The organism is Thermoanaerobacter sp. RKWS2, from assembly GCF_026240795.1.
GTDB lineage: Bacteria > Bacillota > Thermoanaerobacteria > Thermoanaerobacterales > Thermoanaerobacteraceae > Thermoanaerobacter > Thermoanaerobacter ethanolicus.
This window is the reverse complement of record NZ_CP110888.1, coordinates 416,850-442,350: the sequence shown is the minus strand read 5'-3', so window position 1 is coordinate 442,350 and position 25,501 is coordinate 416,850. Positions and strand designations below refer to the sequence as shown.

Annotated in this window: 29 protein-coding genes and 2 pseudogenes; 6 read left to right on the top strand and 25 right to left on the bottom strand. The window is 34.0% G+C overall.

All coding sequences use genetic code 11. The features are described from left to right. Positions 1–231: 231 nt before the first annotated feature. The 10 genes and pseudogenes from OEI98_RS02170 to OEI98_RS02125 form a co-directional block, all read right to left on the bottom strand. Positions 232–1,425: an MFS transporter gene (locus OEI98_RS02170; protein ID WP_266039321.1), complete on the bottom strand. Its 1,194-nt coding sequence runs from the start codon at positions 1,423–1,425 to the stop codon at positions 232–234. Beyond that, positions 1,413–1,853: a radical SAM/SPASM domain-containing protein gene (locus OEI98_RS02165; protein WP_266039319.1), complete on the bottom strand. Its 441-nt coding sequence runs from the start codon at positions 1,851–1,853 to the stop codon at positions 1,413–1,415. The genes OEI98_RS02170 and OEI98_RS02165 overlap by 13 nt, the downstream gene beginning before the upstream one ends. A 261-nt stretch (positions 1,854–2,114) precedes the next feature. Continuing rightward, entirely contained in the window at positions 2,115–3,038 is a 924-nt protein-coding gene (locus tag OEI98_RS02160; protein ID WP_266039317.1) for a CPBP family intramembrane glutamic endopeptidase, read from the bottom strand. A gap of 76 nt (positions 3,039–3,114) precedes the next feature. Then, positions 3,115–3,303: a hypothetical protein gene (locus OEI98_RS02155; protein ID WP_266039315.1), complete on the bottom strand. Its 189-nt coding sequence runs from the start codon at positions 3,301–3,303 to the stop codon at positions 3,115–3,117. A 482-nt stretch (positions 3,304–3,785) separates the two neighbouring features. Beyond that, entirely contained in the window at positions 3,786–4,568 is a 783-nt protein-coding gene (locus tag OEI98_RS02150; protein WP_266039314.1) for a LuxR family transcriptional regulator, read from the bottom strand. A gap of 203 nt (positions 4,569–4,771) precedes the next feature. Then, entirely contained in the window at positions 4,772–5,569 is a 798-nt protein-coding gene (locus tag OEI98_RS02145; RefSeq protein WP_266039313.1) for an ABC transporter permease, read from the bottom strand. 3 nt (positions 5,570–5,572) lie between these two features. Further along, positions 5,573–6,379, bottom strand: coding sequence for an ABC transporter permease (locus OEI98_RS02140; RefSeq protein WP_003867126.1), 807 nt, complete (start codon positions 6,377–6,379; stop codon positions 5,573–5,575). Position 6,380: 1 nt separating this feature from the next. Beyond that, on the bottom strand, positions 6,381–7,373 hold the full coding sequence (locus tag OEI98_RS02135; RefSeq protein WP_074666171.1) for an ABC transporter ATP-binding protein: 993 nt from the start codon (positions 7,371–7,373) through the stop codon (positions 6,381–6,383). Positions 7,374–7,519: 146 nt separating this feature from the next. Further along, positions 7,520–8,956, bottom strand: a complete 1,437-nt coding sequence (locus tag OEI98_RS02130; protein WP_266039308.1) for an IS200/IS605 family accessory protein TnpB-related protein — start codon at positions 8,954–8,956, stop codon at positions 7,520–7,522. Continuing rightward, positions 8,937–9,516 (bottom strand): annotated as a pseudogene (locus OEI98_RS02125) (IS607 family transposase). The gene OEI98_RS02130 and the pseudogene OEI98_RS02125 overlap by 20 nt, the downstream one beginning before the upstream one ends. Positions 9,517–9,724: 208 nt before the next feature. Here OEI98_RS02125 and OEI98_RS02120 point away from each other — a divergent pair. Next, positions 9,725–10,408, top strand: a complete 684-nt coding sequence (locus OEI98_RS02120) for a rhomboid family intramembrane serine protease (protein ID WP_074665131.1) — start codon at positions 9,725–9,727, stop codon at positions 10,406–10,408. Positions 10,409–10,453: 45 nt separating this feature from the next. On the opposite strand, the gene OEI98_RS02115 is transcribed toward OEI98_RS02120, so the two are convergent. Together OEI98_RS02115 and OEI98_RS02110 are read right to left on the bottom strand one after the other, a co-directional pair. Beyond that, a complete protein-coding gene (locus OEI98_RS02115) occupies positions 10,454–10,777 on the bottom strand; it encodes a hypothetical protein (RefSeq protein ID WP_003870850.1) in 324 nt (107 codons plus the stop codon). Continuing rightward, complete coding sequence (locus OEI98_RS02110; RefSeq protein ID WP_266039302.1) at positions 10,774–11,409, bottom strand: ABC transporter ATP-binding protein; 636 nt, start codon at positions 11,407–11,409, stop codon at positions 10,774–10,776. Before OEI98_RS02110 ends, OEI98_RS02115 begins: the two co-directional genes overlap by 4 nt. Before the next feature lie 689 nt (positions 11,410–12,098). Here OEI98_RS02110 and OEI98_RS02105 point away from each other — a divergent pair. Then, complete coding sequence (locus tag OEI98_RS02105) at positions 12,099–13,310, top strand: NADP-dependent isocitrate dehydrogenase (RefSeq protein ID WP_266039300.1); 1,212 nt, start codon at positions 12,099–12,101, stop codon at positions 13,308–13,310. 30 nt (positions 13,311–13,340) lie between these two features. Here OEI98_RS02105 and OEI98_RS02100 read toward each other — a convergent pair whose 3' ends face one another. Then, positions 13,341–13,859 (bottom strand): GrpB family protein, encoded by a 519-nt coding sequence (locus tag OEI98_RS02100; protein WP_004399809.1) that lies wholly within the window; start codon positions 13,857–13,859, stop codon positions 13,341–13,343. A 100-nt stretch (positions 13,860–13,959) separates the two neighbouring features. Next, complete coding sequence (locus OEI98_RS02095; protein ID WP_019907329.1) at positions 13,960–14,454, bottom strand: YIP1 family protein; 495 nt, start codon at positions 14,452–14,454, stop codon at positions 13,960–13,962. Positions 14,455–14,514: 60 nt separating this feature from the next. On the opposite strand from OEI98_RS02095, the gene OEI98_RS02090 reads away from it, so the two are divergent. After that, positions 14,515–15,843 (top strand): NfeD family protein, encoded by a 1,329-nt coding sequence (locus OEI98_RS02090; protein WP_019907328.1) that lies wholly within the window; start codon positions 14,515–14,517, stop codon positions 15,841–15,843. After that, positions 15,836–16,609 (top strand): slipin family protein, encoded by a 774-nt coding sequence (locus OEI98_RS02085; protein WP_003870856.1) that lies wholly within the window; start codon positions 15,836–15,838, stop codon positions 16,607–16,609. Before OEI98_RS02090 ends, OEI98_RS02085 begins: the two co-directional genes overlap by 8 nt. Before the next feature lie 263 nt (positions 16,610–16,872). Here the strand turns inward: OEI98_RS02085 and hemL are convergent, their stop codons facing one another. Then, positions 16,873–18,018: a glutamate-1-semialdehyde 2,1-aminomutase gene (hemL, locus tag OEI98_RS02080; RefSeq protein ID WP_266039293.1), complete on the bottom strand. Its 1,146-nt coding sequence runs from the start codon at positions 18,016–18,018 to the stop codon at positions 16,873–16,875. A gap of 104 nt (positions 18,019–18,122) precedes the next feature. Between hemL and OEI98_RS02075 the strand changes: the two genes are divergently transcribed. Further along, positions 18,123–18,407, top strand: a complete 285-nt coding sequence (locus tag OEI98_RS02075) for an AbrB/MazE/SpoVT family DNA-binding domain-containing protein (RefSeq protein ID WP_003867142.1) — start codon at positions 18,123–18,125, stop codon at positions 18,405–18,407. After that, a complete protein-coding gene (locus OEI98_RS02070; RefSeq protein ID WP_004399805.1) occupies positions 18,388–18,789 on the top strand; it encodes a PIN domain-containing protein in 402 nt (133 codons plus the stop codon). Before OEI98_RS02075 ends, OEI98_RS02070 begins: the two co-directional genes overlap by 20 nt. Here the strand turns inward: OEI98_RS02070 and OEI98_RS02065 are convergent. From OEI98_RS02065 to OEI98_RS02020, 10 genes and pseudogenes are all read right to left on the bottom strand, one after another. After that, a complete protein-coding gene (locus OEI98_RS02065) occupies positions 18,781–18,999 on the bottom strand; it encodes a hypothetical protein (protein ID WP_266039288.1) in 219 nt (72 codons plus the stop codon). The genes OEI98_RS02070 and OEI98_RS02065 overlap by 9 nt on opposite strands. Then, complete coding sequence (locus OEI98_RS02060; protein WP_266039287.1) at positions 18,908–19,186, bottom strand: precorrin-2 dehydrogenase/sirohydrochlorin ferrochelatase family protein; 279 nt, start codon at positions 19,184–19,186, stop codon at positions 18,908–18,910. The genes OEI98_RS02065 and OEI98_RS02060 overlap by 92 nt, the downstream gene beginning before the upstream one ends. 34 nt (positions 19,187–19,220) lie before the next feature. Beyond that, positions 19,221–19,367: pseudogene (locus OEI98_RS02055) on the bottom strand (sirohydrochlorin chelatase); the annotation flags it as partial. Between the two features lie 16 nt (positions 19,368–19,383). Next, positions 19,384–20,136 carry an adenosylcobinamide-GDP ribazoletransferase gene (gene cobS, locus OEI98_RS02050; protein ID WP_004399803.1) on the bottom strand — a complete coding sequence of 251 codons (753 nt, stop codon included), beginning with the start codon at positions 20,134–20,136 and terminating at the stop codon, positions 19,384–19,386. A gap of 22 nt (positions 20,137–20,158) precedes the next feature. After that, the gene (gene cobU / locus OEI98_RS02045) at positions 20,159–20,713 is read right to left on the bottom strand and encodes a bifunctional adenosylcobinamide kinase/adenosylcobinamide-phosphate guanylyltransferase (RefSeq protein ID WP_003867152.1); all 555 of its coding nucleotides are present in this window, start codon (positions 20,711–20,713) and stop codon (positions 20,159–20,161) included. Beyond that, complete coding sequence (gene cobD / locus OEI98_RS02040; protein ID WP_266039283.1) at positions 20,713–21,798, bottom strand: threonine-phosphate decarboxylase CobD; 1,086 nt, start codon at positions 21,796–21,798, stop codon at positions 20,713–20,715. The genes cobU and cobD overlap by 1 nt, the downstream gene beginning before the upstream one ends. Positions 21,799–21,821: 23 nt before the next feature. Continuing rightward, entirely contained in the window at positions 21,822–22,553 is a 732-nt protein-coding gene (locus tag OEI98_RS02035; RefSeq protein ID WP_266039281.1) for an AIR synthase related protein, read from the bottom strand. A 3-nt stretch (positions 22,554–22,556) separates the two neighbouring features. Next, a complete protein-coding gene (locus tag OEI98_RS02030; protein WP_004399800.1) occupies positions 22,557–23,042 on the bottom strand; it encodes an ECF transporter S component in 486 nt (161 codons plus the stop codon). After that, positions 23,039–23,977 carry an adenosylcobinamide-phosphate synthase CbiB gene (gene cbiB, locus OEI98_RS02025; RefSeq protein ID WP_019907317.1) on the bottom strand — a complete coding sequence of 313 codons (939 nt, stop codon included), beginning with the start codon at positions 23,975–23,977 and terminating at the stop codon, positions 23,039–23,041. The genes OEI98_RS02030 and cbiB overlap by 4 nt, the downstream gene beginning before the upstream one ends. Then, positions 23,977–25,500 (bottom strand): cobyric acid synthase, encoded by a 1,524-nt coding sequence (locus tag OEI98_RS02020; RefSeq protein WP_266039278.1) that lies wholly within the window; start codon positions 25,498–25,500, stop codon positions 23,977–23,979. Before OEI98_RS02020 ends, cbiB begins: the two co-directional genes overlap by 1 nt. Position 25,501: the final 1 nt, after the last annotated feature.

Below are 25,501 nucleotides of genomic sequence, written 5' to 3'. Positions count from 1 at the left end.
TTTGCTGCATTTGTTTAAAAATACGGATTTATAGCAGTAAAAATCATAAAACTGTTTATACCCGGTGTACCGCTTTATTAATATGTACCCAATAATCCATTTTTTCTGGCGTACCTACTACTCATGTCAAAAACTACCTCAAAGCCCTCTGGCAGATATTTAAACCACCCAATAGTCCTGCTTTTTTCAAGACTTCCACCAGTTCTTCCCTATTGTCTAAAGTACTCAAAGTCACAGCTCTTTTTCTAATCCTATTGCCCTTTTAAAAGGTATACTGGAAATTAAAGCTGTAATTAAAGATAAGAAAAGTGCAGCATAAAGACCCTTTTTGTCACTTAAGACTCCAAAGGAGTAAGTACATAGAATTGTAGAAACACTAATAAACAAACTATATATTGAAATAATCGTTGCACGCTCTGAAGAAGGTATTAACTTATTAAAATAAGACATAAAAATCGGAGTGTGTGCAGAATATACTGCTGTATAAATAATATAAGGTATAAACGAATACTTGGGAATCGCATACATCATAAATATAAACAATGCAGATGTAATACTGACAATCATTAGTGTGCGAGCTGCCCCTTTAAATCTTTCAGCTATCCTGTCAGCATAACGGGGCACAAAAATACTAAGTACCATCGTTAATGCTAAAATAATACCAAACAATTCTACAGGTATGCCTGCCCTTTCGAAATAGGGCTGCCACAACATTGACATGATTCCTGACGAAAAAAAGAAGAAAAAAGACCCGACTGTAATGGATAACAAAATCCTGTGTTTAAATAGATACACAGTTCCTTTAGCAATTTTATTGAAATACTCTCTGTAACTGTATTCGTCCGTTTTTTTCTGTAATTTAGCTTCTTTGCCCGCTAAAAATACGTAAATAAAAACCAAAAAAATCCCTATACCTTCTATTAGCCAGATTTCTCTAAAGATATTATAACGTACTAAAACGCTGCCTCCTAAAAATCCTATCATACTACCTAAATAGTTAAAACTTGTAAGACGTCCCCAGTATTTTGTCAGGTCCATTTCTTTTTGACCCAAAAGAAACGAATCAGCAAACCAAGATTCAAAGGCTCCAGAATTAAGAGTTGCTCCAACTCCTGATAAGAAATATAAAAATAATAAAACTGTAAAAGAGGTGTTGAAATATATCCCAATAGAAGTTAAACTGCCAATCAATAAAGATAAAAGAACAGAAAATTTACGGCTATATGTATCAGCAAAAGCACCCGTAGGTATTTCAAATAATGTGACCGCTATGTGGTTTATTATTATGAGGAGTGAAATTTGTGAAAAATCTAAATTAATTTTATTAAAATATATTACCCAAAATGGTGCCATTAAAGATGTAAAAAAACTTGAAAACAATGTTACTGTCAAGAAAAATCGTTCATTCCTTTTTAAATTTTGCATTTATTTAAATCCTCCTCTGAAGGAATAAATTTACCAAATTTTATGAAATTTTCAGCAATACAATAATTTGTAGAACAGAAGCGAGCAAATTCACATTTAGTACACAGAAATCTTTTGCTTAATCTCTTGGAATAACTTCTTATACTTTTTGCTTTCTCACTATTCCATATTTCAAAAATATCTTGTGATTTTATGTTGCCTAGAATTATTTTATCATCTACTCTTTGCTCGAAAATCCGGCATGGAAGCACATTCCCATCAGGTTGAATTTCAAAACCGACGTTTATATTGCAACCTGGAACCTTTTGGTCTTCAATAGACTTGGGTACATCTCCCATTATTTTAATGCCTTTATATTTTCCTTCTATATTCCAAATTTTTTCGTTAACTTTCTTTATTTCCTCCTTATTTGGTATAATGTTTGACAATTGTTGCCCCCAATCCCAAGGTTTCAAGCGTGCAAATTTAACTGAAGTAACTCCCAAATCGCTTAACAATTTTACAGTTGTTATATCAGAAGCCAAATAAATTAAATAGTATTATCAAAATAAAAAAATTCTGTTGAGAAGGTAAATCAACAAATTCAAAAACATTTTTATGCCCTCAATCATTACTTATAATCATATACCTCCAAATTTGTTATCAATAGCGGATTAAAATTGATATTGCTTTAGAAACTTACTTTTCCCTTAAAACATCCTTTTCCAAAACTCATTTTTATTAATTTCATAAAAGGTCTGGTTTTCACCTGTTTCAATATTTCTCTCTGATAATTTATTTAGAGTTTTGTTGTTTCTATTGAAATATTTAAAAATTTTATATGCTTCTATTAAAAATATAGAGACAATAATATAAAAAATCTCACCTGCATTTAAAATAAGTGAAAGATTCTTAAGAGGCCATGTTACTATAATTCCAGCATTTAATATGAAGTGCATTACACAGGCTGTATATATGTTTTTTGTCCGCAAATACAAATAACTAAAATATATTCCCCATAAAGTTAAATATAAATACGGTAATAATTTGTAACCATGAGAAGGCCAATGTCCCATCGCAAATAATATATTTGTCAATAAAACAGCAATTATTGCATGTAAAACTTTATTCTTCAGACTAATTATTTCTGATACTTTATGATAAATAATAACTCTAAATAAGTATTCTTCCGTTAGGGCAACAAACACAAATAAAAAAATAAATAATATTGCCCCTACATAATCTACCCAACTAACCCAATATAACGACTTCTCCTCTATGCCAGTCCAAATAGTAAAATTGTATATATGAAATATATCCAACAAACATTTTGTAATTCCTACCAGTAATATTGTAAAAACTATCAATTTTAAAAACGCTTTTAAAGAAATTTTGACATATTTCATATAATCAAATTTTTTCAATAAATACAGTATTATAAATAACAACAAAAATTGTGATGTATAATTATATGTTAAAGTACTGATCATTCCTATAATAGGTGGATTGTAAATATCAAAAATTTTAAAGATGATCTGCAGTATATTTCCAATTAAAAATCGTGTTCCATACACAAAACTTATGTTAAATATAAGAAACATTAAGGTTAACTTAGCTAATTTATTTACCATCATAATCACCTAATTTTTGTAAAAAATATGCGGTATAGATACCGCAATAATATTTTATCTTAATCTTTATTTTTTAAATTTACCCTCTATAATAACAATACGATGCACAATAATAATCACACGCTTTACCTACACCACCATACATCCAGTCCACGGGGCAGTAATAAATTGAACACCCCATTACTGGTCCTGGATCCACTTGTACAGAATCCGGTTTTACAATATCTTTAGAATTCCTAGAATTTAGTGGTTCAATCAAATACTCCATCACGTCACCTCCCTCCCTCTGTTATCTTTTTATTTTTTCTTAATATCTTAGTTTTTTTAAATTTCTTATCACAACAAGAACACCTTATAGCTTATATTATAATTTATTACTTATTTAACCATTAAATGGATGTGTTTAATAAGCCTTCTATCATATTTCCATATTATAGCAAAATGCTCTAACACATATCTCATGTAGTTTACCTTCCCATGTTTTACTGGAACTTAGTTCTTAATTCTTTCTGTCATGAGGTGGATGTCATTTCTGTTTCTTTCAAAACACTCAGTTAAATAACCTGTTTTTAAGCCCAGAAAAATCAATTATCGATTGCATTCCTTTTGCGTTACTAAACTTTTCCTACTAGTTATTATAATATACATTTTTCTCAATGTCTACTATACTTTAGTATAGTTTTTATTACATTTCCAGTTAAGGTTTACATAAATAAGCAAAATAATTATACTAAAGTATAGCCCTAAATTTTAGTCCATATCTATCAAACCTAATTTAATAGCCTTCACTACTGCCTCTTTGAGATTTTTTACCTCAAGCTTCTCTACTATTTTTCTCTTGTGATATTTCACAGTCACAACCCCTATTCCAAGAACTTTTGCTATATCTGATTCTCTGTATCCTTTTGCCTCTAATGCCAGTATTTTTGTCTGGCTGTCATTTAATTTTATCTTTATCTTATTTAGCTCTTTTTCTTTTACTATCTTTTCATACTCAGTTGCTATTTTCTCAGCTAGCAGTTTTATTACCATTGATACTTCATCCGCAATCTTTTTATCAATAGTTGATATATCCACATAGCCTACTATTTCCCCATTTTCTACTATTATAGGTGAAGCAATGCAGTGCCATTTTTTGAATATGTCACAGTAGTGCTCCTGAGGTCTTACATACACTACCCTCTTTAATCGCATTGCCATTGAAATCGCATTTGTCCCACAGCTTTCCTCTCTAAGGAATATTCCCGGTTCAAAGCCTGAGTCTTTTATACACTTTTTCTCTTTTGTGCTGCATTTTACATCCAACAAATATCCTTCAATATCACTGAGCAAAAATAAATACTCACCTTTTACCCAATCCTCTTCTACACTCATACGAAAAGCTACTATGAGTTCTTTATTTTTATGTATTTTCTTTTGCAAATCTTCTGGATTTAATATCACTAATGGCAGAGTTATTGAAGGGTCAATACCAATTTCCCTACATCGCTCATATGAAGAAATTAGTTCCTCCTGTGGACATAAAAAATTCATTTTTATACCCCCAAAAAGATTGAACCGTTTTTTAATATTATACAATATTTAGAGCAAGATTTGTGAAATTTAGAACGAAAGTGTCATTTTGGGGAATGAAAATGCATTTTTCGCCTAATATTTTACAATTGGTAATTATAAAAAAATCGAGGAGAATACTCTCCTCTTAGGCTGTAGACAAAGTCAAATTGAAAAATTTCTGCTTAATTGCCAGCACTTGAATAATGCCTTAAAGCCAAGTTCCAAACTTTGTATGAAATTAAGAAAAAGAGGATCGAAACTACAGGAGTTATTAATACTAGCATCAAACCATATTTATAATTTGCTATATAAAACAAACTGGGATAAAAAGCTGTAAAACCAATTGGAATCAAAACTGTAAAAACAATTTTGAGGATATCGTTGTATATTGTGATTGGATATTTTGAAAATTCAAAAAAATCCATTACAAGGTTGGATAAACCTGTTTCGCCAATTGTAAAAAAAGAAATTGAAGAAGATATTAGTCCCAAGGAAGCATATATTAAACTTCCTGAAAGAAGTAATACAGGCAAAAAGATTAATTTTATTGACACTATTTTCAGCCTAACAATGGCAATTATAAGAACAATTATGCCAAATATTAAATCTCCTATCCCATCTTCATCAAAAGAGTCTGCCATTATCTGAAATATGACATCAACCGGTTTTAATAAAAAACTATCTAATAAACCTGTCCTCGTATAGAAAGGCAGTGAAATAGTATTTATAAAAAAGCAGTGCCAAATTGCAAAACTTGTACTTGAAAAACCGTATAAAAATAAAATTTGATTGAAGTCCCATCCTTTAATATTGTCAATAAAGTGAAATATAAAAAAGATTATTAAAAGGTTTATCAAGTTCTTTAAAATCAAGGCAACAATTCCAAAAAGAAAATCAGCATCGTATTCCATAAAAGAGCTTATATTTATCTTTGTAAAGTGAATATAAAGCTTTATGTACCTCAAAAGCATATTTTTCATATATTAACCACCTTGTACCTTTATTTTCTTTAAGGCATTTCTATAGACAAGAACATACAATAAAAGCAATAAAGCAATTGATACAGTTTGATATTTTACTACATTACAAAAATCATAATTGGCTTTATTCATAATAAACTCTATGGGTGTAAAATAAATTATTCTAAAAGGAAGCCAATCAACTATCTTTCTAAAAACAGGAGGATAGAGAGATATTGGCATCAATCTTCCTGAAAATATTCCCACTATGACATATTTAAAGCTTTGTATTCCCCAAGTACTGGTGGTATAAAAAGCTATAATCCCCATCAGCAGTTCAAAAAAGAACACAAAAACATATGACAGTAAAAGTATAAGTGCAAATTGAAAAAATCTTAAAACTGTCAGTTCTAATTTATAAGGAAGAAGAACCAACAGAACTATAAAGATGAATCCCCCATTTATTAATAACCTATATGCACTTTTGCCCAGAGATTCATAAAATAGCTGTGTTTCAATTTTAACTGGTTTTAAAAGTAAATGAATGATGTCTCCTGTTCTAACATGAAAAGCTATTTTACTACTTACATCCGTTGGAAACACGTAACTTATAATCTGGGCTAAAAAGATATAAAAAATAATATCATTAAAACTATACTGTTTTATATCGCCGGAATGATATATAGCCCGCCACAAAAAATACTGCATAATTAGGTAAAGCAGACCAGATAAAAAACTAAAAAAGGTACCTAATCTGTAAATGTATTGGCTTTCAAACCCTATTTTTATCAATTTAAAACCCAATTTTGCCTTTGTAGAGATTGTCTCCATTTTACCTGCCCCTATCTTTATTTTGAAGACAAATTTGTTTTACAATATCTTTAAAGTCAGGATATTTTATTTCTACTCCTAACACAGTATTGTAACTAAATACATCTGTAAGCACTTGAGGCACTAAATCTTTAGAAACGTTGTCAACCTTTAAAAAGTTTTTAGATATACTAAAAAGCAAACTTTTTACACTTTGTGGTATTACTGCTTCTTTGTTTTTCAGTGTAAAGATGATTTGGCTTCCAACTTCTAATGTGTTTAAAACTTCATCTTTTGAAGCATCAAGGAGAATCTTACCTCTATCCAAAATTATTATTCTATCACTTACCTCCTCAATGTCAGATAAATCGTGGGTAGTGAGAATAATTGTAACTTTCTTCTCTTTCTTGATTTCTTTTAAAAAATGAAGTAAGGCCTCTTTGCTAAAAACATCTAAACCTATGGTAGGCTCATCTAAAAACACAATCTCCGGCCCGTGTAGAAAAGCAGCGCATAACTCAGCCCTCATCTTTTCACCTAAACTCAATGTCCTTACTGGTCTATGCATAATTTCTTTTATATCAAGCACTTCAGAAAAATAATCAAGCCTTTCTTTAAAAACTTTATCATCTACATTATAAATTTCCTTCAGCAAGCTGTAAGACTCATAAGCTGGCAGGTCCCATCTTAACTGGGTTCTTTGTCCAAATACTGCCCCAATTCTATAATTGTTTTTCATTCTATGTTTTGAAGGAATATTGCCAAATACTCTGACCACACCCTCTGTAGGCTCTAAAATCCCTGTTAAAATTTTTATGATTGTGGATTTTCCAGCCCCATTTACTCCAATTAGCCCTACACTTTCACCCAAATCAATAGAAAAGCTGACATTATCTAATGCTTTAACTTCTTTTACACCTTCCCTACTCCATAGTCTTTTAAAAATCCTCCCAAGACTTTTCCCTTCATAAGCGCAATAAACTTTTGTTAAATTCTTAACCTCAATAACTCTCATTTGTATCCTGGTCACCCAAACTGTACAAAAATGTACAGTTTAGGCAGCTGGGGTATTTGTAGTCCGCCCTTCAGACTTTCCCAGCCCCAGCAGGCGGTTTTTGGGAAAGCCATAGCCCCTGCCCCAAGAAGCAGGAACTTGCGCCCTCACGGGTCTCCCCACTTGCCCTGAATTAGTAATCCTTTCAGGGTAGAGAAGTCTCTTGGTACCTTCTCAGGAGAGAATGGAGTCACCACCGCTACCTTGAGAACTTGCCAGAAATCATAGGTACTAAAACTTGTTCCATCCAGAGGTTTCAGTACCCTTTCTGACTCACTCTCAAGGCTTTGTAAAAATTCTATTGCTTTGTCTATTTCTCTCAAATGCTTTTTCTTTAAATGTCTGTTTTTGACTGTGTTTTTTATATGCTCTTTTAATTCTTCTAATTCCTTTTCAGTCAATGTGTTGAGAAAGTTTATATAGTTATTCGGTATCTTTTCTTCTTTACCTAACCCTCTTCTTGCTATTACATAGGCTGCTGCTGTGTCTTTTGTTATCATATACTGTGGTGCATATTTCAACATCCCTATTATTGAGGTGTAAGAAGGATTGACTTCTATTACTTCTATCCTTTCTCTTCTTGCTAATGTTTTTATTTTTGAAAGAAGTGATTTATAGCTAAAATTATGTCTTATCCTTCTTGATTTTCTCCCTGAAAAGTCCCCTCTTTTGCCTTTGTCTTTTATTTCTAATTCTTCAATTACAATTGCTTTTCCTTTCTCTTTTGCTATTTTTACTATTTCATGAGCATACTGCCATCTGAAATATTCTCTTTTGTCTTTATTTCCACTTGCAAGCTCTGGCATTGACATATTCCCATAGCTTATTAGATTCCCTTTTTCATTTGTCTCTGCCCATGATATGTTGTCTGGATATGCATTTATATCTATCCCTATTGCTCCTTTTTCTTTTGTTATTTTTATTTCTGGATATTCTTCTTCAATAGCAAAATAAGCGTATATATTGCCATTTTTAAGTTTTAATTCTACAGAGTATGGCATGTTTGATTTGGCAATTTCCTGAAGTATCTCTTCTCTGTTTTTATTCTTCTTCCATCCCGCCTGTATCTTCGCATATACGTACTTTCTTTCCCCTACATTTATCCTTAAAAAAGTGCCATTTTTTCTTACTTCTATTCTTGTGTTGAGATTTCCTTTTTTGCTTTTATCCCCTCTTGAATAGAGATTCCCTTTTCTTTTCTCATGCCACCTAATTTTTAATTTTTTATATGCTTTCCCGTTTATATGGCGTTTTTGTAGTTTTTTAAATAATTTTCTTCCTCCAAAGATTACTTTCTTCGGATTACTCCCTAATTCTTTAGAGGATTCTAATGTGCTTCTTGCTTTCATTATTGCATCATCTGCATATCTTGAGTTTAAGTTAAATGTTCCCTGAAGGTCTCTTTTTAATGTGTTTCTATTATAACCTTCTAAGAGTCTCTTATATGCAAATCTCATACAAGAAGACCATCTTCTCATTAAGTCTAATACTATTTGTTTGTCTTCTTGATTTAGAAAAATGAGTTTAGCCTGTATTACTATCATGCTTTTTGCCACCCCGTTGTCCGTAAATTCTTGCTGCGAAAGATGTTACTATTGCTATTAAGTCTTCTGCTAGTTCTTTATTTGCATCTTCTTCGTTTTCTTTCCCATTTAAAACTATAAGCTCCACTCCAAAGCTTTCCATGAAAAATTTGAGATATTCAAAGCCAAATCTCGCTAGTCTATCAGGATATTCTATTACAACTTTTTCAACTTCTCCTCTTTTTATCTTGTTCAAAAGCTTTAATAAGCCTCTTCTATTTTCATTTACTCCACTTGCTATTTCGGATATGACTTCATACTGCCATCCTTGGGAATTAGCGTATTCTTCAAGCCTTCTAATTTGATTCTTAAGATATTCTTCTTGTTTCTTTGTGGACACTCACTTTAGGTTTTGGTTTTTCTTCCAGCATGCCTAATAACTTCTCTATGTCTTCTTTTTTGTATCTTCTTCTCCCTTTTGGTGTCCTAACTGGGGTTATTAAGCCTTCCTTTTCCCAGTTTATTAATGTAATTCTGCTTATATCATACAGCTCTTTAACCTTTTTTATAGTTAATAACATTTATCATCACCCAATCAAAATTATGTCATTTTTTACTACTAATTTCAACTGTTTTAACCTCCTCTTTTCCTGGCACTTAATAAATTTACTTAATCATTACGATATTACTTTTTCAGAATTACTTGTGCTATAATCTTAATATAATTTTGATTTGATACGGAACTCGGTTTTCCTGCAAAGGTAGAATAAAAAAAGTGGAGGGTTAAAGATGTTTCCAATCAGGGATAATATACCAAGCAGACGACCACCCCTCATTACGCTCCTGCTCATAATAATAAATTCGCTCATCTTCTTCACTCTTTCAAGTGCTTCATACAGCACTTTTGCCGGGTTTGTTTACAAATACGGGCTTATACCGGCAAAAATTACAAAACTGGTTATATCCGGTGTACCGTTTTCCGGCAGCGACTTATACCCTTTTATCACCAGTATGTTTCTTCACGGTAACACATTTCACCTAATTAGCAACATGTGGATACTCTGGCTGTTCGGAGATAATGTTGAAGATAGGATGGGTCATATAAGATTCCTCATTTTCTACATCCTTAGTGGGGTAATCGCAGGTGTATTTCACCTGGTTTTTAATCCCATCTCACCAGTGCCGGTGGTAGGGGCTTCTGGAGCTATTGCAGGCGTTATGGGTGCTTACTTCGTATTATTCCCGTCGGCAAGGATAATCACCCTGGTACCAACCTTTTTCCTGGTTCCAGTCTTCCTCCCGATACCCGCCGTAGTCTATCTCTTCCTATGGTTCCTGACCCAGCTCTATTCCGGCACGGTCTACTCTGTCATTGGTGGTACAACGGTTGGTGGAATAGCCTGGTGGGCGCACATAGGAGGATTTATCAGTGGTGTGTTGTTAAATAGGTTGTTCCTTAGAGATAGGTATTAATTAACTCGTGCTCACAATGGCGATTTCTCCACAGTCCCAAGGAAGCTAATATGTACCCAATAAACCATTTTTTCTAGCATACCTACTACTCATACCAAAAACTACCGAACCAACTATAAACCACAGCATACTTACAAGTATAAGTATCAACCACTCATTGTAAGAAATAGCAATATTACTTACTGATTTTCTCGCTATATCATTTCCCACTGTAAGTGGTATAATGCAACTAATTGCGCTGGAAGGAGATGTTTTAGTTAATGTGTCTGTTATAAAAAGAAGCAGGATTTGTATAAGTAGCGTCAATTGATTAATTCTTTTTGCTATTAGAGAAAGTCCTCCCAAAATAAGTCCCATGGCATACATCATATACCCCAAAAGGAGGAATCAGCTGTTTTTCTTAAAAAGTCAGTATCATGGGAAGCAATCAATACTGTTATCTTCATCTCCTCTCTCAAAGTCTTAATAGCACTGGTAAGTAAGATACGTGATTCTATATCTAATCCATTGGAAGGTTCATCCAAAATTAAAAGCTCCGGCTCATGAAGTAAAGAAGCAGTTATCGCTACCCTTTGTTTTTGCCCCATTGAAAGTGTACTTACTTTTCGTGTTAACAATTGTTTTGTTTTTAGAATGTCTGCATATTTTTCTATATTTTTCTTTATTTCTCCCATTGTTTTCCCCTTTATACTTCCAAAATAATAGTAATTATCAAGGACCGAAATAGCCCAGTATAAATTCCTGTTGCCTTCAAGTACTACGCCTATTTTCTCCATTATTTTTAATCGAGTTTTATCCTCAATTTTGATATTAGATATAATAACTTCACCTGAATCAGGAATTGTTAAACCACATATTATTTTGAGTAAAGTGGTTTTCCCTGCTCCATTCGGGCCGAGAAGTCCTACTATTTCCCCTTTATTTATATCCATAGATATATTGTTTAAAACTATAACCTTGCTTTTATTGTATTTTTTGTATAAATTTTTAACAGTAAGCAAATCTTTTATCCTTCCTTGTTATTGTCTATCGAAAGTATAATTACATCATTTTCTAAACCTGCTTGATTTTAGCATTATTAATGGTGCAGTTATTGAAGTGTCGATACCCATTTTACTGCATCGTTTATAAGAAGAAAGTAATTCCTTTTGTGGACATAAAAAGTCCATTTTTTATACCCCCAAAATGCTATAAACATTTTTAAAAATTTATTAATTCCATAAAATATTATACAATATTTAAAATTAAATTTGTGGAATTTGGAACGAAAAGGATAAAATAATTTTTCTGTTGCGAAAATATGACTTATCCTATATAATAATATTCAAGTTATGCTTTATCAATTTGTATTGATAAATCAGTTTGTTGACAAAGTTAAAAAATTTTCAAAGGAGAAATTTTGCATCGTCGTTCCGATGTTCCAAAGCGACAAAACTAAAGCTCGACCTTCAGGCTCCGGCAGGGTACCGGGCACAATCGGCATCCATGCCTTAAGGTGCCCGCCTCCGCCATCCATGGCTTCGGCCCTGCCTCCACCCTCGGTCTTGCTAAGTTTTGTTATCGCTTTGTAACAAGTCACTCCTTATGCAAAATATCTCCTTTGCGAAAGTTTGTCTACAGTCTGCTTTATCAATTTGTATTGATAAATTTTCGAAGTTTTTGTTATATTTTAAACAAAGGAGAGAAATAAATGGCTGATAAAATTCAAATGAAGGTTCCCCTCGTTGAAATGGACGGGGACGAAATGACAAGAATCATATGGAAATTAATAAAAGAAATACTCTTAGAGCCCTATATAGACCTCAAAACGGAATATTATGACCTTGGAATTAAAAACAGAGACGAAACAGAGGACCAAGTCACAGTTGATGCGGCATATGCCATCAAAAAATATGGTGTTGGTGTAAAATGTGCAACAATTACTCCCAATGCCCAGAGAGTTGAAGAATACAATCTTAAAAAAATGTGGAAAAGCCCTAATGGTACAATCAGAGCAATACTTGATGGAACAGTTTTTCGCACACCTATTATTGTAGAAAGTATCAAACCTCTCGTAAAAACATGGAAAAAGCCCATTACAATTGCAAGGCATGCCTATGGAGACATTTATAAAGATGTGGAATACAGAGTCGAAAATAAAGGAAAAGCAGAACTTGTTTTCGTATCAAAAAGTGGTGAAGTGTCAAAGCAGACAATACATGAATTTGAAGGTCCTGGAGTTATCCTCGGCATGCACAACACTGATGAATCAATAAAGAGTTTTGCAAGAGCATGTTTTAACTATGCCTTAGACACCAAGCAGGATTTGTGGTTTGCGACCAAAGACACCATATCAAAAATATATGACCACAGATTTAAAGACATATTCCAGGAAATATATGAAAATGAATATAAAGAAAAATTTGAAGAAGCAGGAATTGAATATTTTTATACCCTTATTGACGATGCCGTAGCTCGAATTGTAAGGTCTGAAGGCGGAATGATTTGGGCATGCAAAAATTATGACGGCGATGTGATGTCAGATATGGTAGCAACAGCATTTGGAAGCCTCGCCATGATGACTTCTGTACTGGTATCTCCTGATGGTAGATACGAATTTGAAGCAGCTCATGGAACAGTTACAAGGCATTATTATAAATACCTTAAAGGAGAAGAAACTTCTACAAATTCTATTGCTACAATTTTCGCATGGACAGGTGCTTTGAAAAAGAGAGGAGAACTTGACGGAATAGAAGACCTTGTAAACTTCGCAGATAAACTTGAAAAAGCATCCCTTCAGACAATTGAAAAGGGCATAATGACAAAAGACTTAGCTATGCTTTCTGACTTGCCAAATAAAACTGTTGTAAATACAGAAAGTTTCCTCATTGAAATTAAAAAGACATTAGAAGAAATATTATAAAAAGGATAGACAAGGGAACCGTCTCCTTGTCTATCGTTCTTTCGTTGCCTTTTGATCAATCTCTTTGATAAAGTGATCCTTCCCTTTAATATATTCCTCAATATTATAGGGATACTTTTTGGCTAATTCGTCTTTCAAGTCAGAATAGGCTTTTGCCTCATCTGGATGATTTATTAGATAATCCCTAAATCGAATATGACGTGCAATTTCGGGATTTCCAGTTTGAAAAATATGAACATGATGTGTACGATTAATATCATCCCCTTTTATGAAAAATCTCCGATTTGGGATTCCGTTTTCTCCTAAAGGAATATAGCCTTGTTGAATTAGCTTGTCATTAAATTGGTCTACTTTATCTATTTCTTTAACCTCAATTAAAATATCAATTATCGGTTTAGCTTTTATATTCGGAATAGCTGTACTACCAATATGGTGAATATCAACGATTATATCTTTCAATATTTCCCTTAATATTTCTGCTTCATCTTCAAATTTTTTCTTCCAATCTGATTGATAATCAATAACTTCTACTTTTCTCTTATTTTTCATTTAAGTTTCTTCACCCCTAAGAATAAATTTGTTAGCATGCTGCGTAAAAATAGGGCTTTTGTCAGTGATTTCGAGCTTTCCTCCTGTCATTTCTTGCATATCAATCCAGCAGTTTATAATAATCAATATTCACAAACACCGTCACAAGAAACGCAAAAACTGTAACCCAATAAACATCGCTCTTCTTCATTCCACTTGACATTTTTATTCCTATAGCTATTATAACAAACTGCCACACCATGAAGGGATCAATACTTCTCAAAAAGCCATATATTGTAGTTCCTTTTAACGAAGGGATAAATATAGCTAAAGACATATTCACATAAAGTTGTCCCGTAAAAAAGGATGCAATAAAGCATATTAGAAAATATATTAAAACAGGAGTATAGGCATAACCAGTAATTGAAAATAATTGTGCTACATCCGCTTTTCCTCTAAATACCCATTTGATTATAGCATAAAGAGCTAATACGATAAAAATCCACGAAAGTGTATTATTTATAAGCGTAGAAGTTATTACAGATCTTGGCGCCAACTTAATAGCTAAATCTATTTCCTGTGGCGTAAATCTTTCAAAAAAATTTCTGTCAATCACACAAAATACTATATAAAATTTTTCAGTTATGTTAAAATGTTATTAAAGGGGGAACAAAAAGTGTTTAACTTAAGGAAAATTTTACTATTTATAATCTTGTTAATTTTTGTTATACTGCCACTTTCTTCTTTAAAAGCAGTTCCGCCCCAAAACCCCGTTTATGTACTATCCATTGATGGCCCTATTGTACCAGTTGTCGCTGATTACATTGAAAGCGGTCTTCAGGAAGCAGAAAAAAATGGTGCAAGTTGTATAGTCATAGAACTTTCTACACCTGGCGGTTTGTATTCTACTACTCAAAAAATCGTCACAAAAATACTAAATTCTCATATTCCTGTTGTAGTATATGTCTCCCCCGCAGGAGCTTGGGCGGGCTCTGCTGGTACTTTCATAACACTTTCAGCAAATGTCGCTGCAATGGCTCCTGGAAGTAGAATAGGCGCCGCCCATCCTGTGTCAATGGAAGACGACTCTGCTTTATCAGATGTACAAAGGCAAAAACTCACTCATGACGCTGCTGCCTGGATAAGAAGCATCGCAGAAAACAGAGGGAGAGACCCCAAAAATGCTGAAATGGCAGTTATTGAAAGCAAATCTTTTACTGACACAGAAGCATTAAATGCCCATTTAGTCGATTTTAAAGCTACTAATTTAAATGACCTTCTAAAAAAAATAAACGGCCTTACAGTCAAAAATTTTGACGGCACAATTACAACTTTGCAAACTGATGGTCCAATCAAATACTTCCCAATGTCTTCAGCTCAAAAATTTCTCTTTGCAATAAGCGATCCAAATATTGCTTATCTTCTCATGAGCGCTGGTATCTTGGGCATTGTATTGGAGCTTTATCATCCTGGGGCTATCTTTCCCGGTGTGGCAGGAGGAATAAGCTTACTTTTAGGCCTCTACACACTTGGAACATTAAATGCTCAATTAAGTGGAATGCTTCTTGTCATATTAGGGCTTGTGCTTTTGGCATCTGAGGCCTTTGTGGTAAGCCATGGAATTTTAGCAGTGGGCGGTATAACTTCCTTCGTACTTGGCTCTTTAATGTTATTTAGTGGAAACCAAATGGGACTCACTATAAACAAAGGAGTAGTTTTCGCAACAGCCTTTTTCATGGCAGCTTTTGTTTCTTTCCTCTTAGCTGCTGTTATAAAAGCTCAAAAGAGAAAAGTAGTCACAGGAGTAGAAGGTCTAATTGGTGAAATAGGTATTGCAGTAAGTGATATTAATCCAAATGGCATAGTCTTGGTAGAAGGAGAAAGGTGGCAGGCAGAATCTAAAGAGTATATTGCAAAAGGCGAAAAGGTGGTCATTACAGCAGTAGAGGGTTTGACAGTTAAAGTTGAAAAAATAAAAGAGGGAGGCAGTAAAAAAAATGATTGAGAGTTTTGCATTTCTATTCACCTTATTAATAATCCTTATAAGTTTAATTTCCGCATCCATTAGAATAGTACAGGAATACGAAAGGGGCGTAATTTTTCGTCTCGGGCGCTACGTAGGTGTAAGAGGACCAGGAATATTTTTCTTGATTCCTATAATAGAGAGAATGCAAAAAGTAGATTTGAGAGTCATAACAATGGAAGTACCAACACAAGAGGCAATTACAAGAGACAACGTTACTGTTAAAGTAAATGCAGTAGTATACTTCAGAGTAATAGACCCTGCCAACGCTGTTATAAAAGTTTTAGACCACATAAGAGCAACATCTCAGCTGGCACAAACTACACTAAGAAGCGTTTTAGGTCAGTCTGACTTAGACGAATTATTATCTCACAGAGAAGAAATAAACAAGAGGCTTCGCGAGATTATAGATGAGGGAACAGAGCCATGGGGAGTAAAAGTGAATCTTGTGGAAATAAGGGATGTAGAACTACCACAAAGCATGCAAAGGGCCATGGCAGCACAAGCAGAAGCAGAAAGGGAACGCCGTGCTAAAATTATAAATGCTGATGGAGAATATCAAGCAGCGGCAAAACTTGCTGAAGCTGCCCGCATCATAGCCTCACAACCCGTTTCTCTGCAACTTAGGTATCTTCAAACTTTAAGAGAAATAGCTAATGACAGGTCAAACATAGTAGTTTTCCCAATGTCTTTAGATATTTTTCAGCAATTTTTCCCTCAAGGACAAAAAGAAAGTAAAAATGAATAGTTTTAAGCTGCTGAGTTTTCAGCAGCTTAAAACTGTAAACAAACTATTTTGCAAGATTGGCATTTTGTGAAGTAATGCGACTCGCGACAAAGCAGTAACTAAACTTAGCAAGTGTGATGACAGAGGCGAGGCTGGAGCCACGGATGGCGGAAGCGGCCACCTGAGACAAGGATGTCGAATGTGGCCGGAACCCCGCCAGAGTCTGAGAGCGAGCATTTTGCAAATAGTTGTCAATAAATGTGAAGATGCCTTTATTCTAATTGCTAACTTATAATTTTCGCCACTTCAAAACTTGTTTCAATCGTTTTTTCAATGTCTTCATCTGTGTGAGCAGTTGACAAAAAGAAGGTTTCAAATTGCGAAGGCGGCATGTATATTCCCCTTTTAAGCATCTCTCTAAAATATTTAGCGTACAAAGTAGTATTTGATTTTAGCGCAGACTCATAGTCTTTTACTTCGTGTTTATTAAAAAACATGCACATCATGCTGCCTATTCTATTTATTGTAACATCAATTCCATTTTGAACCATGCTTTCTTTTAGCCCTTTACACAATTTTTCTGCTTTCTTGTCTAACTCTTCATAAATATTGGAAGTTTCAGATAATATTTTTAAAGTCTCAAAGCCTGCTATCATTGCTAGAGGATTGCCAGACAAAGTCCCTGCTTGATACACCGGTCCATCAGGAGAAACCATTCTCATAATCTCTTCTCTTCCTCCATAGGCACCAACAGGAAGACCTCCACCAATAATTTTACCAAGCGTAGTAATATCAGGCATAATGTTGTAAAGTCCTTGTGCCCCTGAATAAGACACTCTAAAACCTGTCATCACTTCATCAAAAATTAAAAGTGATTTATACTTTGTAGTAATCTCTCTCAATCCCTTTAAAAACTCTTCATCAGGCAAAACAGTACCCATGTTTCCGGCAACAGGTTCTACAATGACACCAGCGATATTTTCACCATAAACTTTAAAAATATCTTCTACCATTTTGATGTCATTGTATCTCGCTATAATTGTGTTCTTTGCTACCTCTTTTGTCACGCCCTTTGAATCAGGCATTCCAAAAGTAAGTGCCCCTGAGCCTGCTTTTATAAGTAAGCTGTCAGAATGTCCGTGATAACATCCTTCAAATTTTACAATGATGTCTCTGCCCGTATATCCCCTTGCCAATCTTATAGCACTCATAGTGGCTTCTGTGCCTGAATTCACCATTCTAACAACTTCTACAGATGGAACAGCCTCAATTATTTTTTCTGCCATCTTAACTTCTAACTCTGTGCAGGCTCCAAAACTGGTCCCAAGTTGTGCCTGCTTTTTAATAGCTTCTACCACCTGTGGATGTGAATGCCCAAGTATTAGTGATCCCCATGAAAGAACAGTTTTCACAGAATCATCTCTTCCCAAATTTTTATCATTCTCTGTTTAAATTTCATGAATAAATCATAAGTCATTGAAAAATAATAAATCATGTATTATAATCTAAGTAAAAGATATGTGGAGGTGAAAAAATGATACATGCTACGTCTACAATTACAGGCAAAGGGCAAATTCAATTGCCTGCAGAAATCAGAAAAGCAATTGGCGCTGATATAGGAGATAACGTCATCTTCATAGTACAAGACAACAAAGAAATAGTGTTGAAATTAATAAAAAAGAAAAAGCTTTCACAATTAGGTGGAACGTTAAAATCTCAAGTAAAATTCAAAAGCATTGATGAAGAAACAGAAAATACAAAAGAAATTTGGGTAAATAAAAGAGTAAGGAGAAATAACAATGGAGAAAATATGGATTGACGCCAATGTCATTTTGAGATACCTTTTAAAGGACAATGAAGAATTTTATGCAAAAGCGTATGAAATTATGAAAAAAGCGGACAGCGGAGAATTAAAACTTCTCGTATCTCCTCTCACTATTGCAGAAGTAGTATGGACACTTGAGTCTTTCTACAAGATATCAAAGGATCAAATATCTGATACGCTTATTACCTTTATATGTTCTGAAGCTGTGGAAGCAGAAGAACGGGACACATTAATTCTATCTCTAAACAGCTATAAAGAAAATAATGTTGATTTTATTGATGCGTATATAGCTGCCCATGCAATAAATTCAGGAAACAAAAAAGTATTTACTTTTGATAAAAACCATTTCTCAAGGCTTAACGTAGAATTATTTTAACAGCCCGCTTTTTTCAATAATTTCTCTGTAAATAGCCATTTTCTCTTCTTCAGCAAAATCTTTTTCCTTTAATTCCATCCTCTTCTGATATAGTTTTTGTAATAGTTTTTCATAGTCATCATTGAAAATTGACTCCAATTTTTCTTTTATCATTCTCGAAAGAAGTGGACTTTTGCCACTTGTAGATATAGAAATAAAGTTGATACTCACGTCTTATAAGTTCTACCTTTTCTTTTGCTGCAAGCTCAATTATTCCTTCATCAAAAGAAGGAGAAATGGCAGTAACTAAAGCTTCTCCTTCAACAAGAGATAAAATTTTTCTAAGAGCAACTTTGCCACCACCTACAACAAGGCATTTTTTGTTTTTTATATTAAGCATTACAGGGTAATAAGCCATTTTGCAACATCCTTTGCAAAGTAGGTTATAACTATATATCAAGCTCGTTAAATTCCATAAAACCTACCTTTACATCTTTGGTATTTTTTAGGCTCTTTATTTTTTCTACAACCATAGTAACTACATCTTTAGTCTCTTCAACACGACTTCCATGTGCTATTATTAATAATCCTTTTCCCATAAAAATCTCTCCTTTTTTATAATGACACACTTACAAAGCAAATGAGTGCAGTAAGCTCTGCCAATTCATTTACTGCACCTAAAGTATCCCCAGTCATACCACCTATTCTCAGCGAAATATATTTTGATACAATATAAGTAACAAAAAGCGATATAGTAAGTATTTTTACAAAAACCGCTAAAGGCAGTATAAAATAGCTTGTAGCAATTGAAATAACAAAAGCTATAGCAAATTCCCTTATCCCTACTTTACCCAGCATGAGTCCTCCAAGGCCTTCTCCACCTCTTGCAGATTTACTTATCATCATAGAAAATACAATTGACAATCTCCCAATAATTGGGGTAATTAAAAGTGCTGTTAAAGTAATATTTTCGTGTATATTGGTGAGAAATAATATCTTTAAAATAACCATAAAAACTAAAACTAAGACTCCATTTGTGCCAAGCCTTGAATCTCTCATTATCTCAAGCATTCTCTCTTTATCTTTATTGCTGAAAAGACCATCAAAGGTATCTGCAAGCCCGTCAATATGCATTGCTCCTGTTAAAACATAAGAAAAAGCTACAATAAAAGTCATTACAATTTCCCGGGAAAAGAAATTTTTTAACGCAAAGTACAAAAGTGAAAGAATAGACCCTATGACAATTCCAACTACAGGAAAATAAGATGCTATTTTATAAAACTCACTTTTTTCAGCATCAATTTTTATTGGTATAGGAAGGCGTGTCATAAATTGCATCGCAAGTACCAATCTTTTAATTTCTTCCATAAAAATGTTGCATCCCTTTCAATCATCCCTTTATTTTAAGAGGTATTCCTGAAACCATTAAATAAACTTCATCTGCAGCATCTGCCACTTTTTTATTCATCCTGCCTGCTATATCTCTAAATATCCTGCCAAGTTTGTATTCGGGCACTAATCCCATTCCCACTTCATTTGTCACAAGAATTATATCCCCTTTAAAGTCCTTCTTAGCACTTAATATCTTATCTACTTCGTCAGCAATTTGCTTTTCTATGTTATCAATCTCCTTCAACTCTACTTTTTCCCATGTTAAGTCAACTTCCATTAATAGGTTTGTAATCATAACTGTAAGGCAGTCAATCAATGCGACTTTGGCATTGCTTTTTGATATTACATCATATAAATTTTTGTAGACTTCTTTTGTCTGCCAAAAAGGTGGCCTTCTCTCTTTATGCCTTTTGACTCTTTCCTTCATTTCTTCGTCAAAAGGAATAGAAGTAGCTATATAAAGGACACTGTTTCCTCCTTTTTCTAAAGCCAATTTTTCAGCAAATTCACTTTTGCCAGACCTTGCACCACCTGTGATCATAACAAGGCTCATTATATTACAACCCTTTCTTTATCTTCTACTAAATCTTTTATATCTATTTCTTTCAAAGCCTGTATCAATTTTTCATTGTCTTCATGTCTTTTTATAGCAACTCTAAAAAAGCTTTTATCAAGATACCTAAAATTAGAAGCATCTCTTATGAGAATTCCTTTTTTTAAAAGTATTTGTTTAAGGTCATTTACCCTTCCTGTTCTTAACTTTAACAATATAAAATTTACTTTTGTATCAAAAGCAACTAAATAATCAATTTTTCTTAAAGCATAAAGCATATACTCTATTTCTTTATTTACATATTCCCTTGTTTTTTCTATATAAGCTTCATCTTTAAATATTTCTCTCCCCACAGCATCTGCAAGAGCATTTACTGTCCAAGGCTCTTTATACTCTTCCAGTTTTTGTATTAAAGAAGAGCTCCCAATCCCATATCCCAGCCTCAACCCCGGCATACCAAAAAATTTCGTTGCCGCTCTTACAACAAACAATTTATCATGCTTTTTTATAAGAGGTAAAGCTTCATAATTTTTATAGTCTTTCATAAATTCAATAAAAGCTTCATCTATCATGACAGGCATGTTCAAAATCTCAGCTTTCTTTAATAAAATTCCTATTTCCTCTCTAATTATGGCTTGTCCTGTAGGATTGTTAGGATTCCCAATGATTAAAGAATCCGCCTCTTCCATTTGGGAAAGAAGCTTTTCGAGATTTATTTTAAATCCATAGTCTTCTTCCAGCCTGAAATATATCGGTTCACCACCGTTTATGTGGACTGCCCTTTCATATTCCAAAAAAGCAGGAGACGGAATGAGGGGTCTTTTCACCTTAAATGCTCTTACAAAAAGATGTATGAGCTCTGTCGCCCCATTCCCAACAATTATATTTTCTTGCGAATACCCCACATACTGTGAAACAGCCTCTTTAAGTTTTCGATATTTTATATCCGGATATTTCGTTAAATCAACTTTTTTGATAATATCAAAAATCCATTCCGGAACCCCAAGAGGATTTATATTTGAACTAAAATCAATTATTTCTCCTTCATAATCATAAACATTTCCACCATGCTCATAAGGCTTCATTTAAACACCTTCTTTCGTTTGCGCTAAATCAGCACACCGATATATGTTAAGGGTTTATCTGTCAGTCCTTTAATAGATACTGTATCTTCCTCACTGTGCACTACAAGGCAGCAGGTGGATGGCCCTCCTGATTTTAATACATCAAGATATTGTGGAAAATTTGCCTCCACCTTTAATCCTGATATCTTCTCTAATATGCCAATTTCATATTTTATTCCTTTTGAACCCACAGGTATTGCTTCTATTATTTCTTTAGAGTTGGAAATTTTTATATAGTCTTTCAATGTAAGCACATCCTTTGAGCTTAAGACCTCACTTCCCACGCGGGGATATCCTAAAAGAGAAACATGCATACCTGCTTTAACTTTTTTTATCTTTAAATCGCAAACATTTGCTTTTGCTATTACAGTGATTCCTATACCTGTCATAGATGTGGGAAAATTTTCTTCAGTACTTCCTGTAAAAACTACGTCTGAAAGTCCGTTCTCTTCAAGCTCGCTTTTTATGCCTCTTAAAATTTTTTGCCCTGTTGGATTCATTTCAACGGATAAAGTATCTGATATGACTAAGGGTTTTGCTCCTACACACAACACTTCCGAAAGAGCCACTTTTACAGTAGTCCTTCCTACAATCTCTTCATCAACTTTTAACACATCATGCTCTTTATTCCCTATTGCTCCGAGGCTGTCACAAGATATCACATATGCTACATCATTTTCATAAATTATCACTAAATCTCTGTATCTCTCAATCACTTTTTATTCCCTACTCCTTTTCGATATCGCTTTGTAAACCAATGCTGCAAGAAATACATTTGCAAATGACGCAATTGTTAGTGGTAATACCCATGCCGCAAAAAATCCCCATCCGAATATGGGCACAAACAAAAGGGTTGCAACAGGACCATTTAATATCGTAGCAGCGATTACTGCAATATAGATGTTAAATTTTCGATAAAAAAATTTAAACAAATAGGCGTATAATGCCATTTGCACTGCTATGTATATGTGATTTGTAAGCCCTAAAGGAAATCCAGAAGTAATTGCTGTAAGCATATGCCCTAAACTTATCACAAGGGCTCCATACCAACCTCCAAGGTATAATGCGGCAAAGTATCCTGGCATTGAATCGAAAGCAACTGTGTTAAAAACTTTTATGAGAGCACCTATTGCACTTAAGGCTATAAGCATAGCAACAAGAGTAAGAGTCTTTACATTTTTTAATGTATTTGCTTTTTCTTTCACATCAATCTCCTCCCTATATAAAATACTACAAGCCCCAAAAATGAAGTCATGTACATTATTTTGATGCTGTCTTTTATATGTTGGGGGGTAATTTTTTCTTTTCCATCCCCAAGAGTTGGTTTAATTTCAGGCTTTCCAAAATAATAATTAAGCCCTCCCAGTTGTATATTTAAAGCACCGGCAACTGCTGCTTCTCCGTGAGCACTGTTTGGACTTTGATGTTTCAACCTATCTCTTAAAAAAATCCTCCAACTATTTTTATAATCATAGCCTAAGAGAAAAGCAGCCATAACAATCAAAAAACCTGTTATGCGAGCAGGGATAAAATTTAATATGTCGTCAAGTTTTGCAGAGGCAAAGCCTAAGTCGAGGTACTTTTCATTTCTATAGCCTACCATAGAATCAAGAGTGCTTGCTGCCTTATAAAAGATAGCCAGCGGCGCACCTCCTATAAACGCGTAAAACATAGGGGCTATTATACCGTCTGATATATTCTCTGCAACTGTTTCTATCGCTCCTCTGGATATATTCTCAACATCAAGCCTATCTGTATCCCTACTGACTATATAAGATAATCTTCTTCTTGCTTCAACTATATCACCCTTTATCAACGCTTCGTATACTCTTCCAGCAGCTTTACCAAGGTCTTTTGTAGCAAGGCAGGTATATATAATTAAAACGTCGAAAGCATACTTTAAATATGGGTGTATAAGTCCTGCAATATAAAGTAGTGTATATGTTGCTGCAAATGCCAAAGTTACTGTAAATCCACACAGCATAAAACCTGCTATTCTTAAAGCTCTGCCATTTTTAGCATATTTTCTAAGTATACTCTCTAAATGTGATACCACTTTCCCTATAATTCTTACAGGATGAGGATATCCTTCAGGGTCTCCTATCAACAAATCTAATAAGTAAGCTAATACCACTTCCATTAATCTTTATACCTCTCCATAATTTCATAGACTTTTTTCATGTCGATACTTTTTCTCACAATATCTGCAAGCTTATCATATTCTCTTTCTTTAAATTCTTTGTAATCAATAATTTCCTCTATAGGAGAAAGTCCTTTTGATTTTCTCACAATATTTATAAATTCCCTGACAAGCTCTCTGTTTTCAAAAATTCCGTGTATGTAAGTTCCAAACACTTTTCCATCATCGCTTATACAACCGTCATAGACTTCGATTTTTTCTCCATTTCTATGAGTTATTATTGAAAAAGGCTGACAATCTCCCAAAATTCGACTTTGCCCCATGTGTATTTCATATCCCTCTACAGCAATATTTCTAAGAGGTGATAATATTGATGGTAAATTATTGCGAATAACCGCCTTAATTTGGGTTGTTGTCTTTTCATTTTCAATTACAGTCTCTATATCCAAAAGTCCAAGTCCCTCAATTTCTGAAGTTGTACTTTCAATTCTTCCCGGGTCTTTAATGACTTTTCCCAGCATTTGGTATCCTCCACAAATGCCGACTATAAATTTACCTTTTTTTCTCATTTCAAAAATTTCCTTATCAATCCTATATTCTTTTAATGCTTGCAAATCTCCAATTGTGTTTTTTGTTCCCGGAATTATAACCACATCACAATCTCCAATCCTTTCCCCTTTATTCACATAGCGAAGCTTTATTCCGGGAACTTTAGCAAGAGGTTCAAAATCCGTAAAATTCGATATGTGGGGAAGATTTATAACTGCAATCTCTATATCTCCTTCTGTATTCCTACGATAAAATCTCTCCGTCGCCCCATCCTCTTCATCAATGTGCACATCCATATAAGGGACAACACCTAAAACCTTTTTGTGTACAATGTTTTCTAACATCTCCAAACCCGGCTTTAATATTTCAATGTCTCCTCTAAACTTGTTTATAAGTACACCTTCAATGCGATTTCTCTCATTTTCTTTTAAAAGGAGCAAAGTACCAGCTATTGAAGCAAATACACCGCCTTTATCAATATCTCCTACAAGAAGTACTGGTGCATTTACCATCTCTGCCATACCCATGTTTACGACATCTCTATCTCTTAAATTTATTTCTGCAGGGCTTCCAGCGCCTTCTATTACTACAATGTCATTTTGACTTGCAAGAAAATCAAAGTCCTCTTTAATAAACTTTAAAAGCTGTGGCTTAAATTGGTGGTATTCGGCTGCAGACATGTTTTTATAAACTTTGCCTCTTAAAACAACTTGGCTTTTTTTATCAGAACTGGGCTTTAGAAGTATTGGATTCATGTGATAAGAAGGCTTAACTCCTGCCGCTTCCGCCTGCATAGCTTGTGCTCTTCCTATTTCTAGTCCTTCATCGGTTATATAGGAATTCAAAGCCATATTTTGAGACTTAAAAGGGGCTACTCTGTAACCATCCTGCTTGAAAATTCTGCAAAAAGCGGCAACCAACAAGCTTTTGCCAACAGACGATGCGGTCCCTTGTATCATCAATTTAAGTACCATA

What these genes read in the sequence shown, in the direction of transcription:
- OEI98_RS02115 (WP_003870850.1), bottom strand. Translation starts at nt 10,777, where the DNA reads ATGATGTATGCCATGGGACTTATTTTGGGAGGACTTTCTCTAATAGCA.
- OEI98_RS02160 (WP_266039317.1), bottom strand. Translation starts at nt 3,038, where the DNA reads ATGATGGTAAATAAATTAGCTAAGTTAACCTTAATGTTTCTTATATTT.
- OEI98_RS02060 (WP_266039287.1), bottom strand. Translation starts at nt 19,186, where the DNA reads ATGGCTTATTACCCTGTAATGCTTAATATAAAAAACAAAAAATGCCTT.
- OEI98_RS02145 (WP_266039313.1), bottom strand. Translation starts at nt 5,569, where the DNA reads ATGAAAAATATGCTTTTGAGGTACATAAAGCTTTATATTCACTTTACA.
- OEI98_RS02155 (WP_266039315.1), bottom strand. Translation starts at nt 3,303, where the DNA reads ATGGAGTATTTGATTGAACCACTAAATTCTAGGAATTCTAAAGATATT.
- cobS (WP_004399803.1), bottom strand. Translation starts at nt 20,136, where the DNA reads ATGGAAGAAATTAAAAGATTGGTACTTGCGATGCAATTTATGACACGC.
- cbiB (WP_019907317.1), bottom strand. Translation starts at nt 23,977, where the DNA reads ATGGAAGTGGTATTAGCTTACTTATTAGATTTGTTGATAGGAGACCCT.
- OEI98_RS02150 (WP_266039314.1), bottom strand. Translation starts at nt 4,568, where the DNA reads ATGAATTTTTTATGTCCACAGGAGGAACTAATTTCTTCATATGAGCGA.
- OEI98_RS02020 (WP_266039278.1), bottom strand. Translation starts at nt 25,500, where the DNA reads ATGGTACTTAAATTGATGATACAAGGGACCGCATCGTCTGTTGGCAAA.
- OEI98_RS02085 (WP_003870856.1), top strand. Translation starts at nt 15,836, where the DNA reads ATGATTGAGAGTTTTGCATTTCTATTCACCTTATTAATAATCCTTATA.
- OEI98_RS02070 (WP_004399805.1), top strand. Translation starts at nt 18,388, where the DNA reads ATGGAGAAAATATGGATTGACGCCAATGTCATTTTGAGATACCTTTTA.
- OEI98_RS02130 (WP_266039308.1), bottom strand. Translation starts at nt 8,956, where the DNA reads ATGATAGTAATACAGGCTAAACTCATTTTTCTAAATCAAGAAGACAAA.
- OEI98_RS02120 (WP_074665131.1), top strand. Translation starts at nt 9,725, where the DNA reads ATGTTTCCAATCAGGGATAATATACCAAGCAGACGACCACCCCTCATT.
- OEI98_RS02170 (WP_266039321.1), bottom strand. Translation starts at nt 1,425, where the DNA reads ATGCAAAATTTAAAAAGGAATGAACGATTTTTCTTGACAGTAACATTG.
- OEI98_RS02140 (WP_003867126.1), bottom strand. Translation starts at nt 6,379, where the DNA reads ATGGAGACAATCTCTACAAAGGCAAAATTGGGTTTTAAATTGATAAAA.
- OEI98_RS02075 (WP_003867142.1), top strand. Translation starts at nt 18,123, where the DNA reads ATGATACATGCTACGTCTACAATTACAGGCAAAGGGCAAATTCAATTG.
- OEI98_RS02135 (WP_074666171.1), bottom strand. Translation starts at nt 7,373, where the DNA reads ATGAGAGTTATTGAGGTTAAGAATTTAACAAAAGTTTATTGCGCTTAT.
- OEI98_RS02105 (WP_266039300.1), top strand. Translation starts at nt 12,099, where the DNA reads ATGGCTGATAAAATTCAAATGAAGGTTCCCCTCGTTGAAATGGACGGG.
- cobU (WP_003867152.1), bottom strand. Translation starts at nt 20,713, where the DNA reads ATGAGCCTTGTTATGATCACAGGTGGTGCAAGGTCTGGCAAAAGTGAA.
- OEI98_RS02100 (WP_004399809.1), bottom strand. Translation starts at nt 13,859, where the DNA reads ATGAAAAATAAGAGAAAAGTAGAAGTTATTGATTATCAATCAGATTGG.
- cobD (WP_266039283.1), bottom strand. Translation starts at nt 21,798, where the DNA reads ATGAAGCCTTATGAGCATGGTGGAAATGTTTATGATTATGAAGGAGAA.